Annotated in this window: 12 protein-coding genes; 8 read left to right on the top strand and 4 right to left on the bottom strand. The window is 65.2% G+C overall.

Features of this window, described 5'->3' with window-relative positions; translation table 11 throughout:
* Positions 1-338 precede the first annotated feature (338 nt).
* The 3 genes from ACFVVI_RS12255 (at position 339) to ACFVVI_RS12245 (ending at position 4,080) form a co-directional block, all read left to right on the top strand.
* On the top strand, positions 339-1,379 hold the full coding sequence (locus ACFVVI_RS12255; protein WP_378994688.1) for an acetyl-CoA carboxylase biotin carboxylase subunit family protein: 1,041 nt from the start codon (positions 339-341) through the stop codon (positions 1,377-1,379).
* A gap of 39 nt (positions 1,380-1,418) precedes the next feature.
* Entirely contained in the window at positions 1,419-3,425 is a 2,007-nt protein-coding gene (locus ACFVVI_RS12250) for a hypothetical protein (RefSeq protein WP_378994686.1), read from the top strand.
* A gap of 79 nt (positions 3,426-3,504) precedes the next feature.
* Positions 3,505-4,080, top strand: coding sequence for a TerD family protein (locus ACFVVI_RS12245; RefSeq protein ID WP_067457219.1), 576 nt, complete (start codon positions 3,505-3,507; stop codon positions 4,078-4,080).
* Positions 4,081-4,149: 69 nt separating this feature from the next.
* Here the strand turns inward: ACFVVI_RS12245 and ACFVVI_RS12240 are convergent, their stop codons facing one another.
* From ACFVVI_RS12240 to ACFVVI_RS12230, 3 genes are all read right to left on the bottom strand, one after another.
* Positions 4,150-5,067 (bottom strand): ABC transporter substrate-binding protein, encoded by a 918-nt coding sequence (locus ACFVVI_RS12240; RefSeq protein ID WP_387445322.1) that lies wholly within the window; start codon positions 5,065-5,067, stop codon positions 4,150-4,152.
* A gap of 12 nt (positions 5,068-5,079) precedes the next feature.
* A complete protein-coding gene (locus ACFVVI_RS12235; protein ID WP_387445321.1) occupies positions 5,080-6,531 on the bottom strand; it encodes an MFS transporter in 1,452 nt (483 codons plus the stop codon).
* 186 nt (positions 6,532-6,717) lie between these two features.
* Complete coding sequence (locus ACFVVI_RS12230; protein ID WP_387445320.1) at positions 6,718-7,320, bottom strand: GntR family transcriptional regulator; 603 nt, start codon at positions 7,318-7,320, stop codon at positions 6,718-6,720.
* Positions 7,321-7,469: 149 nt separating this feature from the next.
* On the opposite strand from ACFVVI_RS12230, the gene ACFVVI_RS12225 reads away from it, so the two are divergent.
* Together ACFVVI_RS12225 and ACFVVI_RS12220 are read left to right on the top strand one after the other, a co-directional pair.
* Positions 7,470-9,275, top strand: coding sequence for an alkyl/aryl-sulfatase (locus tag ACFVVI_RS12225; protein WP_387445319.1), 1,806 nt, complete (start codon positions 7,470-7,472; stop codon positions 9,273-9,275).
* 118 nt (positions 9,276-9,393) lie between these two features.
* A complete protein-coding gene (locus tag ACFVVI_RS12220) occupies positions 9,394-9,792 on the top strand; it encodes a nuclear transport factor 2 family protein (protein ID WP_387445318.1) in 399 nt (132 codons plus the stop codon).
* On the opposite strand, the gene ACFVVI_RS12215 is transcribed toward ACFVVI_RS12220, so the two are convergent.
* Positions 9,779-10,225, bottom strand: coding sequence for a hypothetical protein (locus ACFVVI_RS12215; protein WP_387445316.1), 447 nt, complete (start codon positions 10,223-10,225; stop codon positions 9,779-9,781). The genes ACFVVI_RS12220 and ACFVVI_RS12215 overlap by 14 nt on opposite strands.
* A 183-nt stretch (positions 10,226-10,408) precedes the next feature.
* Between ACFVVI_RS12215 and ACFVVI_RS12210 the strand changes: the two genes are divergently transcribed.
* From ACFVVI_RS12210 to ACFVVI_RS12200, 3 genes are all read left to right on the top strand, one after another.
* On the top strand, positions 10,409-10,786 hold the full coding sequence (locus tag ACFVVI_RS12210; protein WP_378994671.1) for an SHOCT domain-containing protein: 378 nt from the start codon (positions 10,409-10,411) through the stop codon (positions 10,784-10,786).
* Between the two features lie 54 nt (positions 10,787-10,840).
* Complete coding sequence (locus ACFVVI_RS12205; RefSeq protein ID WP_387445314.1) at positions 10,841-12,736, top strand: alkyl/aryl-sulfatase; 1,896 nt, start codon at positions 10,841-10,843, stop codon at positions 12,734-12,736.
* Between the two features lie 99 nt (positions 12,737-12,835).
* The gene (locus tag ACFVVI_RS12200) at positions 12,836-14,479 is read left to right on the top strand and encodes a SulP family inorganic anion transporter (protein ID WP_387445312.1); all 1,644 of its coding nucleotides are present in this window, start codon (positions 12,836-12,838) and stop codon (positions 14,477-14,479) included.

The following is a 14,479-nucleotide window of genomic DNA, read 5'->3' as shown; positions in this document are numbered from 1 at the left end:
CAAGCCCCTCGGTCACAGCTTCGTCATGGTTGATCGAGCAGGGGCCGGGTACTCCATGGAAATGGCAGCCCTGCAGGGATTCATTTCAGCGTCCCGGTTTCCGGGCTGTGGAGTTCGAGGAGGGATAAGGTTTGTCGATTTCAGCTGACGAATCGAAAAGTCGAAACCCGAACAAAGGTTATGTAGCCCTGCTGGGCTGGAGTCTGAATGCGGTCGAGGCGGTTGACCGGTTCGACCGCCGCTATATCGTAGTTGCGCCCGAATGGGCGGAAAGTTATTGCACGGAGCACGGCATACCCTATATCCCCTGGGATTTCGAGCGGCTCAACGATCGTTCGATGGAGATCGCCGAGACCCTGAAGAAAAAGGGAGTCGACGTCGCCATTCCGATCTTCGAGGAGACGGTTGAATGGGCCGGAGCGATCAACTCCGTCCTGCTCGACAATCCTCGCCTGCTCGGGCAGTCGATGCTCCTGCGTGACAAGTCGTTGATGAAGCGGCGCGCGCAGCTCGGCGGTATCCGGGTCGGAATCTTCGAAGAGGCGCACGAACGCGACGACGTGATCCGATTCCTGAAGCGGGTCAATCAAACCCTGCTGAAACTCGACGGTGATCCCAACGATCCGATTCACCTCAAGGCGTTCGACAAGGCGGGCTGCCTCGGTCACCGGATCATCCGGACCCCCGACGAGGTGGACTTCATCCCCGACGACGAGTTCCCGATGCTGATGGAATCGCACCTGGACGGCTGGGAGTTCGCGGTCGAGGCCTGGGTCCACAACGGCCGCATCTGCTTCCTGAACATCTCGGAGTACGTGACGCTCGGATACTCGGTGTTCGTGCCCGCGACGCCGGAACTCGAGAAATATCGGCCCGAGATCACCCGGCAGGTCGAAAAACTGATCAAGACCTTCGACATCGAATTCGGCTTCATCCATCCGGAGTACTTCGTCACCAGCGACGGGGAAATGTATTTCGGCGAGGTCGCCTACCGGCCACCGGGTTTCAAGGTGTTCGAACTGCTGGAACGGACCTATGGTTTCAACGCCTACCACGCGCTGGTACTGGCGTTCGACCCGAAGTCCACCGACGAGGAGATCGACGCGTTCTTCCCGAAGGAAGTGGTGGATGCCACCGGCCACGCCGGGTGCTTCGGCGTGTATCCGCGTCGACGTGTGGTCAGTCGGCTGTCGGTGCCGCCCGAGACCGAGGATCATGATTACTTCGAGACGCACGAGCTCACCGCGCCGCAGGCCGAAAAGGTCACCAAACGCACCGCATTCGGTAATCACTGGGGTCTGCTCTATTTCTTCGGCGAGGACCCGTACACTCTGCGGGATCTGTTGAAGCGACAAGAAGAGCTCGACTTCTATATTTGATCCGTTGCCAGGGGCAGCGGAGTGCGAAGGGATCGGCGATTGAGTCCGGACGGCCACGACCCGGCGAGCTTGGACCGGCGTCTCGCCACGGTGGACCACGCCATACAGTCCCTCGCGGACGCGGGCGATTTCGGTAAGCAGGTCAAGCTGCCCAGGGTGATGGACTCGCTGCGGCGGGTGCTGCTGCTGCCCGGTGGTTGCGCGGCGGTGCGTGAACGGGCCGAAAAGCTGGAGACCGCGGGCCTTTTCCTCGGGACCGACTGGGCGCAGCCGCAGATCCTCATCCCGGCGCTGAGTACCGGCTCCTTGCGCAGCGCCAACGCCGACACCATGGTGTTGGAGGCGGTGAGCGATCTGCGATTGCTCGCGGTCGCCAAGGGCGAATATCAGCATGCGCTGGTGTCGGCCGAAGAGGCCGAGGATCACCTGTCGCAGGTGCTCGCGGTGAATCTGTCGCTGCTGTTCTCCCCGCCCACCGAGGCGGAGCGGGAACAGCAGGGGCGGATGGCGCAGGTCTCGCGCGAGCTGCTGCACTACCTCGTCGCCGAGGTCGGGTACGAGAAGGTGCTGGAGAACCTGGTCGACGAGATCTGGCGCATTCTGCGGCAGCGGCCCATCCAGGTCGACGGGGTCAAACGGATGATCACCCAGATCGCCGTCGCCCGGGCGAATCCCGACGTGGATCTCGGCGCCAGCGGCCTCGGCGCCGACCGGCTGATCAGTAGTCTCTACGGAACCACCGAGGGGTGCAGGGAAGACCCCGGGGTCGAGATCTACCGCACGCGGCTGGAATCGATGGACGACAGTGCGTTGCAGTACGAGGCAACGGGATTCGCGCGGTCCATGCACGACACCGGGCTGGTCTCGCCGTATCACGCTGTGCTGCTGCGCTTTCTGCTCACCAAAGGTGAGTATCTGCTCGGCGAGGCGATGGGCTTGTCCAGCACCGGCCGCGACAGCCTGCTCTGCTATCACGAACTCGTGCACAGTCTCATCGAGCAGGCTGTGCACGTCGAAACGGCGCAGTGCGTGTACGGACTCACCCTGCTGCTCGAACGCGGCATCCTCTATCAGCCACCGGTCGCGCCCGCGCTGTGGCGCCAACTGGCGCTGCGGCTTTCACCGCACTCGCGCCGGCGGCTGACCCAGGTGTTCGGGCCGACGCCGGAGCCGCGGGCGTGGCTGCTGTCGGGGATGCTGTCGGTTCTCGGCCTGCCGCTGGGAATCGGGCAGGGCGACAACCCCACCTGCCAATCGGCGCGAGCACTGTCGATGTGGGCCTACAACGACCCCGACTATCTGCTGCAGACGCTGGTGTGGGCCGCGCGCGACGACGAGATCGTGATGCACTTCGAAGGGCAGCCGATCTCCTCGCGCGAGACCGAGGACACGGAATCGACCGCGCTGCAACTGGATCTGGACCCGGTCTCGCTGCTGGTGGTACCGCACCTGGACCGGATCTACGCGCAGATGGGACGGCGCTGTATCGGCCGCGACGGCGACCCGCACCGCTGGATCAACCCGGAATTCCACGGCTGGTGGTCCGGCCGCGGCTTCCGGATCAATGTCGATGTCGCCACCGGCTTGCTGACCGACCTCGACGAGTTCCTGCGCCACTTCTACGCGGGCTATCACCCCTTCTACAACGGCAACCAGCCGGTGATCCACCCGCAGCCCGCCGGTATCGCCGTCACCGACAGCGCGGCCCGCTTCGTCGGCTGGCACGCGATCACCGTGCTGCGCGTCAGCCTCGACCCGCAGGACGTGATGCGGGTGTACTTCTACAACCCGAACAACGACAGCGGCCAGGACTGGGGCGACGGGGTCGTCGTCGGAACAGCCGGGCACGGTGAGCGTTTCGGCGAAGCGTCGCTGCCCTTCGAGCAATTCGCCTCGCGGCTCTACATCTTCCATTTCGACCCGCTCGAGCCGGGTGAGCTGGCCGCCGTCGAGCGCGCGGAGCTGGACCGGGTGATCGGCTATCTCCGGCGCAGTTGGGGCGCCGACCGCATGCCCGTGGAAACAGGTGCGGCCGAACAGGATTGATCACAGCAAACGTTCAGAGTCGAACGTTAGGGTGTGGTCGTCGGCGCGCTTCGTGCCGCGATGAGCAAGGGGATTCGATATGGGTGTCAGCTTGTCCAAGGGCGGCAATGTCTCACTGACCAAGGCGGCGCCGAACCTCACCGCCGTCGCGGTCGGCCTCGGCTGGGATCTGCGGACCACCACGGGCACGGACTTCGACCTCGACGCCAGCGCCATCGGCCTCGGCGCCGACAAGAAGGTGGTGTCGAGCGGGCACTTCGTCTTCTTCAACAACCTGAAGTCGCCCGAGGGCGCGATCGAGCACGCGGGCGACAACACCACCGGCGCCGGCGACGGTGACGACGAGACGATCAACGTCGACCTGGCCAACACCCCGGCCACGATCGACTCCATCGTGTTCCCGGTCTCGATCTACGACGCCGCCACCCGCAACCAGTCCTTCGGCCAGGTGCGCAACGCCTACATCCGCGTCCTCGACCGCAGCAACGGCGAGGAACTGGCGCGCTACGACCTCTCCGAGGACGCGTCCACCGAAACCGCCATGGTCTTCGGCGAGCTGTACCGCAACGGCGCCGAGTGGAAGTTCCGCGCCACCGGCCAGGGCTACGCCTCCGGCCTGGAAGGCATCGCCCGCGATTTCGGCGTCAACCTCTGAGGCACCAGCACTGCCGGTCAGCTGCGGGAACCCCCGAAATCCGGGACGCCCACGCAGCTGACCAGCGCGCTATCTGTACGCCACGGTGAGCTCGGCGCTGTCGACGATGCGCGTGTCGACGAGTTCTGCGAACGGGGGTGGTGTGCGAACCATTCTTTCCTGGTGGAGAATTCGCATCCATCGGTCGCTGGCCTCGGCGTCGATGCGCACAGTGTCCCAGGTTCGAGAATCCTTGATGCGCTCGCAGGAACGAGCCAGGGTCGCCGGGGCGAGGTGGGGCCAGTGCTCTGCGAGCAATGGCCCGAGCTCAGGGACCGTCGTCGTCCGCAACCGCCGCATCGACTCGCCCAGAGCCGAGGTGAAGCCGACGAGCCGGTCGAAGAGCTCCTCGACGCGGTCGGTCCGGCAGTAATAGACACTGTTCGGGCCGAGACCGCCGACTTCGGCGTAGTCGATCGCGATGGTGCCGGTTCCATTGTCCTGCAGCACTTGCGCGGTGGTCATATCGAGGACGATCGCATCACCGAGCCCGGCCTCGAACAGTTCGACGAACATCGGGGTGGACAGATCACGCAGGAAGGTGATGCCCGCGGGGTCGACGCCTGACTCGCGGATCAGTCCCGCGGTGAAGGCGTACGGGGCGCTGCCGCCGATCCCCGGCGCGAGGACGGTGCGGCCGGTGAGATCGGCCCAGTCGATGGCACCGGTACCGGGACGGGTCACCAGCGCCTTGGGGAACTGGTGGTTGAGCTGGGCGAACACCGTGAGTTCGCGCGGAGTTCCCCAGTACATCCCGGGTACCCACAGCCCGCCAAGGGCGATATCCGCCGCTCCGCTGTCGAGATCGTCGAGCACCCCTGTCCAGGGATCCTTCGCTGTCGCAGTGACTTTCACGTTGTTCTCCGCGAACAGGCCGAGGTGATCGGCGTAGTACTCCGGCAGGTAGTTCAAGCCGTGTGCGGTCGCGGATATCGTCAGGTCGAGCATGGGGTCGGCTCCTCAGCGGGGTTGTTCGGTGACGGCTTCGAGTGACTTACCGAAGGTTTCGGGTCCGAATCGGGCGGCCACCACCAGCAGGGCGTACATGACCGCGATCATGAAGAACACGCCGGGCACACCGGCGAGGTCGAAGAAGAACAGCGCGGCGAACGGCATGACAGCGCCGGCCACATTGCCGATGCCGTTGACCACCGAGGTGCCCATGGCCCGGACTGAAGTCGGGAACAGCTCCGGCGACCACACCGACAGCATGGTGTTGAGCATCATGGTGAAGAACTGGAAGATCATGCCCAGCACCAGGATCAGCGCGGTCGAGTTCGCGAAAGTGGCGAAGGTGATCGCGGAGACGCAGCCGAGCACCGCGGCGGACATCACCGTGCGGCGCCGTGGCGCCCGGCCCGCGAGATACGACGCCGCGCAGGCGCCCAACAGGCTGCCGACATTCATGATCATCGTGAAGGCCAGCGAGTCCGACAGCGAATATCCGCGCGATACCAGCAGGATCGGCATCAGGAACAGCAGTGTCACCTGCGCGCCGAACGACATCCAGGAGGCAGCGCCGATGGCCACGGTGTTGCGGAGATTGCGACCTCGGAAGACGGTGAGATAGGACGACTTCGTGGGAACCGGAATGTCGGCTTCGGTGACGTACGGGGTGACGACGCCGGGATGACGCAGTCCGGCGACACTGCCGCTGCCCAGCTTCGACAGGCTCACGTTCGCCGCGTGAATGTTGCCCTTCGACAGCAGGAACCGTGGCGATTCGGGCAGGTAGCGGCGGAAGAACACGACCAGCACGGCAGGCACGGCCAGGATCACGTAGGTCCAGCGCCAGGAGCTGTCGTTCCCGCCGAGGACGTTGTTCAGCGGGCCGAGTACCAGCCAGAAGAACCCGAACGACGCGATGTTGCCGATGCCACCGGAGGAGATGTTGAGCGTCGCCAGCAGTGTGCCGCGATGACGCGTGGCCACGATCTCGGCGAGAATCGCCAACCCGACGGTGAATTCGCCACCCAGTCCGATGCCGACGACGAATCGGCTGGCGAGCAGCATCTCGTAGTTCACCGCGACCGCGCTGACGAGGCCGCCGAGGGTGTAGACGAGCAGGTTCAGACTCAGCGCGGTGCGCCGGCCCCACCGGTCGGCCAGGTAGCCGCCGATGAGTCGACCGGCCAGGCCGCCGAGCACAGTGACGGTGTTGATCATGGTCAGCTGGGCGTTGTCGATGCCGAAGGATTCCTTCAGCAGCGGACCCATCGCGCCGGTCGAATTCTGTTCCAGTGAATCGAAGAACAGGCCCGCCATCAGCAGCGAGATGACGACGATCTGTACTCGGCCGAAACCGATGCGGTCCAAGGCCGAGGACAACCCGGCGGAGACTCCGGGTTCGGTGGCAGGCGACGGAGAGGGGACGGTGACGGCGGTGAGTTCGCCGGGGGCGGTGTGGGACATGTCGGAACTCCGGGTACGGGAGTGTGACGCCGACAACGGTCGTATCGGCGAGCCGACTACAGCGTGGAACTGGAATCGCACTGCCTAATTTGTATACAGTTCCTGTGACGTACGAGTTTCGCTCCTCGTACTTCATGTTAAGCCATCGATATATTCGACTAGACTGTATACAACTAGTGGCAGTAGCTAACGATCGAACTCCGCCGAGAAGAATTGTTCGTCCCGGCGCAGGTGCTCATCCATCAGATAGCCCGCCTGGACCGCCGCACCGTTACGGATCGCGATCGCCACCGCGCGATGATCGTCGGCCGAGGTCTCCGGGTTGTGGCCGAGACTCCACTGCACCCGCTGGTTCAGCGTGGCGAGCATCTCGCGCAGCTGTTCGTTGCCTGAGGCGGTCGCGATCAACTCGTGGAACGGCGTGTGCGTGTCCGTCTCGCCGTCGGCGACCCGCGAGATGTCGTCCGCGACCACGCCACCCCGTCTTTCCGCCGCGAGCTGCGCCGCCAGGACCTCGAGACCCCGCCGCACCTGAAGTAGCTCGCGACCGTCGTGGATCAACGACGACGACACCGTCGCACCGCGATGGCGGACGATGGTGACGAAACCTTCGGTCTGCAGCCGGGCCAGTGCCTCGCGTACCGGAATCCTCGACACCCCGAACCGTTTCGCCAGGGCTTCCTCGACCAGCCGCTCCCCGGCTACGAGCCGACCGGCCAGGATCTCCGCGCGCAACGCCTGCGCGATCGCGTCTCCCGACGAATTCTCAGCCGATACCGGATCTGCCACACCCGCAGCTTAGGCGGATGCTCGACACGACCCCGCCGTGGCGTTACCGACCGCGCGTGCGCAATTCACCCGCTGCGGGTGAGGTGGCGAGTCTGCGGGGCGCCGAGCATCGAGTCGACGCGTCGACCGAGCTGAGGAGCTGATTTGCGATGGCATTGGACTACGACGATCGCACCGATTTCGAGAATGCTGATCGCGGGTTCATCAAGACCCTGACGCCCATGCGGATCGCCAAGGCTGACGGCACGGTCGTTTTCGACACCAGCGGATACGGGTTTCTCGACGGGCCGTGTCCGGAAACGATCAACCCGAGTCTGTTCCGGCAGGCCCAGCTCTGTGTGAAGAACGGGCTGTACGAGGTCGTGAACGGCATCTATCAGATCCGTGGTTTCGACATCTCCAATATGACGATCGTCGAGGGCGATACGGGCATCATCGTGATCGATCCGCTCATCTCGGCCGAGTGCGCGGCGGCCGGGTTGGCGTTGTATCGCGAGGAGCGCGGCGACCGGCCCGTCACCGGTGTCATCTATACCCACTCCCACGGGGACCACTTCGGCGGTGTCGACGGCGTGCTGCCCGACGGCCGTGGTGACGTGCCGATTCTCGCGCCGGCCGGTTTCATGGCGGAGGCCGTTTCGGAGAACGTCTACGCGGGTGTCGCGATGACGCGGCGCGGCACCTACATGTACGGCATGGGGATGACGCCCGGACCCGAAGGCCAGTGCAGCACCGGGCTGGGCATCCAGGCCTCCCATGGCACGTTCGGCCTGATCCCGCCCACCGTCGACATCACGCGTACCGGCCAGCAGGAGACCGTCGACGGCGTGCCGATCGTCTTCCAGATGACCCCGGGCACCGAGGCTCCCGCGGAGATGAACTTCTATTTTCCCCGCCACCGCGCCCTCTGTCTCGCCGAGAACGCGACCCACAATCTGCACAACCTGCTGACCCTGCGCGGCGCGCAGGTGCGCGATCCGCGGATCTGGTCGCGCTACATCGACGAGGCGATCGAGATGTTCGCCGTCGACGCCGATGTCGCGTTCGCCTCGCACCACTGGCCCACCTGGGGTGCCGAGAACATCATGGGATTCCTGTCGGTGCAGCGCGACCTGTACATGTACCTGCACGATCAGACACTGCGGATGATGAACGAGGGACTCAACGGCCCGGAGATCGCCGAACAGTTCGAGTTGTCGCCGAACCTGGCCGACGCGTGGAGCGCCCGTGGCTATTACGGGTCGGTGAGCCACAACGTCAAGGCGGTCTACCAGCGCTATCTCGGCTGGTTCGACGGGAACCCGACCTCGCTCTGGGAGCACCCGCGTACGGCGAAAGCGGTCCGGTACGTCGAGACCATCGGCGGCATCGACGCGGTGATCGAGAAGGGACGTGCCTACGCCGACGCGGGCGATCTGCGCTTCGCCGCTGAGCTGCTCACCCATGCCGTGTTCGCCGAGCCGGACAACAAAGCCGCGAAAGACGCACTCGCCCAGACCTATCGAACACTCGGCTTCGGGGCCGAGAACGCCACCTGGCGCTGCTTCTACCTCACCGGCGACAACGAACTGCGGCACGGAATCCAACGGACCGAGCTCGACCTCGGCGGCGGGATGGCCGCGGCACTGTCGGTGGACCAGCTGTTCGACTCGATCGCCATCCGGGTGAACGGTCCACGCGCGGCGAAGGATTCGTTCCGGATCGAATGGCATTTCACCGACCAGGACTCTGTCGTGCGTCTCACCCTGTCCAACGGCGTCCTCATCCAGACGCCCGACCCACGGTCCAAGGCCGATATCGACCTCACCGTCACTCTCACCAAGCCACAACTACTCGGCATTCTCGCGGGCAAGGGCTTGGCCGGGATCGACCACACCGGCGACCCCGGCGTCCTCCAGCGACTGTTCGGTCTCCTGGACACCCCCGACCCGAATTTCGCGGTCGTGACACCGTAACCGTGCGTCGATGCGGCCGCCGCCGAAGCTGGGCGCGGCCGCATCGCCGGTCAGGGCCGCAGGCAGCGCGTTCCATTCGTCCAAGACCGCCGACCGCGCTCAGTCTTAGCGTTGCCGCATGGCAACAACACGAACTTCTTCCGGTCGCACGGTCGATGACCAACTCCTGGCCGTTCTGGACGAGTGGCAGGTGGCGATCGTCGCCAACGACGCGGACCGGATCGGCTCCTATATGGCCGACGAGTGGATCATGGTCTCCGAGAACGGCATGACCACCGCCGAACAGTTCCTGGCCTTCGTCCGATCGGGTGACCTCACACACTCGGCGATGGAGCGCGTCGGTGAGCCCAGAATCCGCTACCACGGCGAACTCGCCCTGCTGACGACCAGGGTCACCAATACCGCTCACTACCAGGGCATTCGATTCGACGCCGACGAATGGACCACCGACGCCTTCATCCACGCCGACGGCCGATGGCGCTGCGTGCTGACCCAGATCACCGCTACGAAGACGTAGCCATCTCCGACACGGGGACCACCTGCACGCTCAGACTCGGTCGGGGGTTCCAGGTGGAGATGGCCCAGATGACGACGAGGTCGATGCCGATGATGATCACCGACCACCACGGGCAGTACGGCAGGGACAGGAAATTGGCGATGATCGAGAGGGCGGCCAGACAGTAGGCGGCGATGCGGGCCCAGGACGCGGTCAGAATCATCCCGACGGCGACGGCCACGAGGAGTACACCCAGCGCCAGGTGGATCCAGCCCCAGGCGCTGACGTCGAGTTGGTAGCTGTATTCGCTCGGGATCAGGAACAGCTCGTCCTCGGTGACGTCGGCGATACCGCGCAGGATGCTCAGTGTGCCTGCTACCAGGAGCATGATCACCGCGAGCATGGTGACGCCCGCCGCGAGACCCTGGCGGACGGGATGCGAGGTGATCGTCATGGATTCGACGGTAGGGGCTGTCGGGGACGATCCGGATCCCCCGTTATGGGTGAGGTCGAGCGGTGCGGACGGATTCACCCGATTCGGATGATGTGTGCGGGCACGGGCTTCGCGACGATGGCGGCAAGGGTTGAACCGTAACCGCCGCCCGGTGGTCACGCATCACAGAAGTGAGGTCGAATCATGTCGTCGGTGTGGGACGTTCTCTGGGTCATCATTGTGAGCTTCTGCTTTGTCGCCTACCTGATGTTGATGTTCTACCTGCTCACCGATCTTTTCCGGGACCGGTCCACCTCGGGCTGGGTGAAAGCGGTGTGGGTGGTGTGTCTGATCCTGTTCCCGCTGATCACCGGACTGGTGTATCTGATCTTCCGCGGTAGCGGCATGGCGGAACGGACCGCCGAAGCGCAGAAGCAGGCACGCACGGAGACCGACGATTACATCAGGCAGGCCGCGGGCACCAATTCCGCAGCCCAGATCGCCGACGGGAAGAAGCTGCTCGACGCCGGCGCCATCACCGAGGCGGAATTCCAGCAACTCAAGGCCAAGGCTCTCTCCTGAAATCCGCGAACGACTGCGCGATCCGGCGTCGCTCATAGACAGGAACACCATCTGATGACCAGTCAGCAGGATGCCTCGGCCAGCGTCGAAGCCAACAACGAGACGTTGCTGCGCACGCTACCGTTCGATGACAACCAGGATTTCGCCGATGCCGAGCGTGGGTTCGTCGCGGCGCTGACGCCGGGGGTGGTGAAGAACGCCGCGGGCAAGGTGGTGTGGGACATCGACGCCTACTCGTTCCTCGACGGCGAGTGCCCGCCCACGGTGAATCCGAGTCTGTGGCGGCAGTCGCAACTGTGTGTGAAGCAAGGCCTGTACGAGGTCACCGACGGCATCTTCCAGATCCGCGGATTCGATCTGTCCAATATGACGCTGGTCGAAGGCGACGCCGGCGTGATCGTGATCGATCCGCTGATCTCGGAGGAGACCGCCGCCGCCGGGCTCGCGCTGTACCGCGAGCATCGCGGCGACCGCCCGGTGACCGGGGTGATCTATTCGCATTCCCATATCGACCATTTCGGCGGTGTGAAGGGGGTGACCACCGAAGAAGAGGTGGCGGCCGGGCATTGCCCGATCATCGCGCCGGTCGGTTTCACCGAACACGCGGTCGAGGAAAACGTGTACGCGGGCACCGCGATGGCGCGCCGGGCGGCCTATATGTACGGCGCCGCACTTCCCCGCGGACCGAAGGGGTCGGTCGGTGCCGGCCTCGGGCCGACGAATTCGCTCGGTACCCCGACCTTGATCTCGCCGACGGTCTACATCGACCACACCGGGCAGACCGTGACAGTAGACGGGGTGAGCATCGAATTCCAGATGACGCCGGGCACCGAGGCGCCATCGGAGATGAACTTCTACTTCCCCGACCGGCGGGCGCTGTGCATGGCCGAGAACGCCACCCACACCCTGCACAATCTGCTGACATTGCGCGGTGCGCTGGTTCGCGATCCGCACGTGTGGTCGAGTTACCTCACGCAGGCGATCAACCGATACGCCGCCCGCACCGATGTCGTGTTCGCCTCGCACCATTGGCCGACCTGGGGAACCGATCGGCTGACCGAATTCCTTTCGGTACAGCGCGATCTCTACGGCTATCTCCACGACCAGACTCTGCGGGCATTGAACAAGGGCTCCACCGGCATCGAGATCGCCGAGGACCTGCCCTTGCCGCCCGCCGTTGTGAACTCGTGGTCGACCCACGGCTATTACGGGTCGGTGAGCCACAATGTCAAAGCGATCTACCAGCGATACATGGGCTGGTTCGACGGCAATCCCGCCACGCTGTGGCAGCACCCGCCGGTCGCGAACGCCCGGCGCCATGTGGATTTCATGGGCGGTGCCGACGAAGCCGTCGCCAAGGCGCGAAAGTCCTACGACGAGGGCGACTTCCGCTGGGTGGCCCAGGTGCTCAACTACGTCATCTTCGCCGACCCCGATAATGCCGAGGCGAAAGCGCTGCAGGCCGACACGCTCGAACAGCTAGGCTTCGGCGCGGAGAACGGCACCTGGCGCAACTTCTTCCTGATGGGCGCCTACGAATTGCGCAACGGCAATGTCGGTACTCCGCTGGCGACGTCGTCGGCCGATATTTCCGCCGCCCTCTCCGTGGAGCAGTTGTTCGACGCGATCGCGCTGCGCGTCGACGGCCCGCGCGCGTGGGACGCGAGGATCGTCATCGATTGGCGCATCACCGATTCCGGCACGGTGCACCGCACCGAGCTGCGCAACGGACTGCTCGTGCACTTCGACGTCGAAGGCGAGCCCCCGCCCGCCCAGGCGACGTTCACGCTCACCGAAGCGGACCTGCGCGCGGCACTGCTCGGTGGCCAGGATCTGGCGAAGATGATCGGCGACGGTCGCGTCACCGCCGAGGGCGATCCCACCAAGCTGGCCGAACTGGTCGGCTACCTCGACGCCCCCGACCCGGATTTCGCGATCGTCACCCCCTGATCCACCGGTCCGCCGTCGAAGGAGCTGCGATGGGCGCGAGGGCGACGGTGCGGCGGCGGACCGGTGACTGACATCGTGCGGCGGGTACGACGGTGGTTCGTGACCGAGCGCATGTCGAAAGCCGATGTCGTCGCGGGGATTCCGGGTGCGATCGGCGGGGTGCCGGACGGGATGGCGGCGGGTGTTCTCGCGGGGGTGAGTCCGGTGCACGGGCTCTACGCGAGCATGGCCGGGCGATTCTTCGGCGGGTTCGGTACCAGCACGCAGCTGATGGTGGTCACCACGACGAGTGCGTCCGCGTTGGCGGTGGGTTCGACCCTGACCGATGTCGAACCGGATCAGCGGTCGGGCGCCATCGTGATGTTGACGCTGGTCGCGGGCGCGATGATGATCGTCGCCGCGATGTTGCGGCTGGGCAAGTACACCCGGTTCGTCTCACACTCGGTGATGACCGGGTTCCTGCTCGGCATCTCGGCCAACATCCTGTTCGGCCAGTTGCCGAGTCTGCTCGGTGCGCCGGTGCGGGGGTCGATCGCGGCGGAGAAGGCGCTGCACGTGGTGCTGCATCCGTTGGACTTCGACTGGCGGGCAGCCGTTGTCGGCGTACTCGCGATGATGCTGCTCATCGGGTTGGCACACACGCGGCTGCGCACGGTCGCCGCCCTGTTCGCCTTGGTGGTGCCGATGATCGTCGTGCTCGCTTTCGGCTGGAGCGAAGTCGGCACGGTCGCCGACACAGGCGAGATTCCCACCGGGATTCCGATGCCGCACCTGCCGGACTCGAGCACGCTGTCGCTGTCGTTGGTCACCGGGGCGTTGGCGGTGACGCTGATCGTGCTGGTCCAGGGGGCAGGGGTTGCGGAGTCGGCACCCAACCCCGGCGGGACGCGAAGCTCGGTCGATCGTGATTTCACGGCGCAAGGCATCGGCAATGTCTTCGCCGGGTTGTTTCGTGGGATGCCGGTCGGTGGATCGGTGGGGCAGACGGCGATCAACGTCTCCTCCGGTGCGCGTGGCCGCTGGGGCGGAATGTGGTCGGGGCTCTGGATTCTGGTGATCCTGGTCGCGCTGGCCGGGGCGGTGGGCAGGGTGCCGCTGCCCACGCTGGCCGCGATACTGATGGTGGCCGCAGCGCGGTCGATCGATCCGGACCGCCTCGTCGCCATCTGGAGCAGCGGCGCGATCTCACGGATCGCGCTGCTGGTGACCTTCTTCGCCACCCTGCTGTTGCCCGTGACGGCGGCAGTCGGGGTCGGGGTCGGGTTGTCGCTGCTGCTGCAGCTGAACCAGGAGGCCATCGATTTGAAGGTGGTGCGGTTACGGGTCGAGGGTGAGCATCTCGTCGAGGCGAAGGCCCCGACCTCACTGTCCGACAACGAGGTCGTGATCCTGGATGTCTACGGCAGCCTGTTCTACGCGGGCGCGCGCACGCTGCAGGCCAAGCTGCCCGACCCCGACGGCGCGCACGAGCCCGTCGTCATTCTGCGCCTGCGAGGGCGCACGAGCGTGAGCGCGACCTTCCTGCACGTGGTCGGCGACTACGCGCGCCGGCTGGACTCGCTCGGTGGCCGCCTCTACCTCAGCGGTGTCGACCCGCACATTCGCGACGTCTGGACCGACGACCTGCTGCACGCACAGGGCCTGCACATCGAATTCTTCCCTGCGACAAGCACACTCGGCGAGTCGACACTGGCCGCCTACGCCGATGCCGAGGTTCGGATCCATCGAGAGCGGAGGGCGTGA

It is taken from the genome of Nocardia sp. NPDC058114 (assembly GCF_042884695.1).
In the GTDB taxonomy this organism is placed as follows: Bacteria; Actinomycetota; Actinomycetes; order Mycobacteriales; family Mycobacteriaceae; genus Nocardia.
This window is presented reverse-complemented; position numbering and strand designations above follow the sequence as displayed.

Excerpts from the sequence above, each read along its gene's own strand:
- ACFVVI_RS12205 (WP_387445314.1), top strand. The coding sequence starts at position 10,841 with ATGACCAGTCAGCAGGATGCCTCGGCCAGCGTCGAAGCCAACAACGAG.
- ACFVVI_RS12255 (WP_378994688.1), top strand. The coding sequence starts at position 339 with ATGGAGATCGCCGAGACCCTGAAGAAAAAGGGAGTCGACGTCGCCATT.
- ACFVVI_RS12240 (WP_387445322.1), bottom strand. The coding sequence starts at position 5,067 with ATGCTCGACCTGACGATATCCGCGACCGCACACGGCTTGAACTACCTG.
- ACFVVI_RS12225 (WP_387445319.1), top strand. The coding sequence starts at position 7,470 with ATGGCATTGGACTACGACGATCGCACCGATTTCGAGAATGCTGATCGC.
- ACFVVI_RS12210 (WP_378994671.1), top strand. The coding sequence starts at position 10,409 with ATGTCGTCGGTGTGGGACGTTCTCTGGGTCATCATTGTGAGCTTCTGC.
- ACFVVI_RS12245 (WP_067457219.1), top strand. The coding sequence starts at position 3,505 with ATGGGTGTCAGCTTGTCCAAGGGCGGCAATGTCTCACTGACCAAGGCG.
- ACFVVI_RS12215 (WP_387445316.1), bottom strand. The coding sequence starts at position 10,225 with ATGACGATCACCTCGCATCCCGTCCGCCAGGGTCTCGCGGCGGGCGTC.
- ACFVVI_RS12235 (WP_387445321.1), bottom strand. The coding sequence starts at position 6,531 with ATGTCCCACACCGCCCCCGGCGAACTCACCGCCGTCACCGTCCCCTCT.
- ACFVVI_RS12220 (WP_387445318.1), top strand. The coding sequence starts at position 9,394 with ATGGCAACAACACGAACTTCTTCCGGTCGCACGGTCGATGACCAACTC.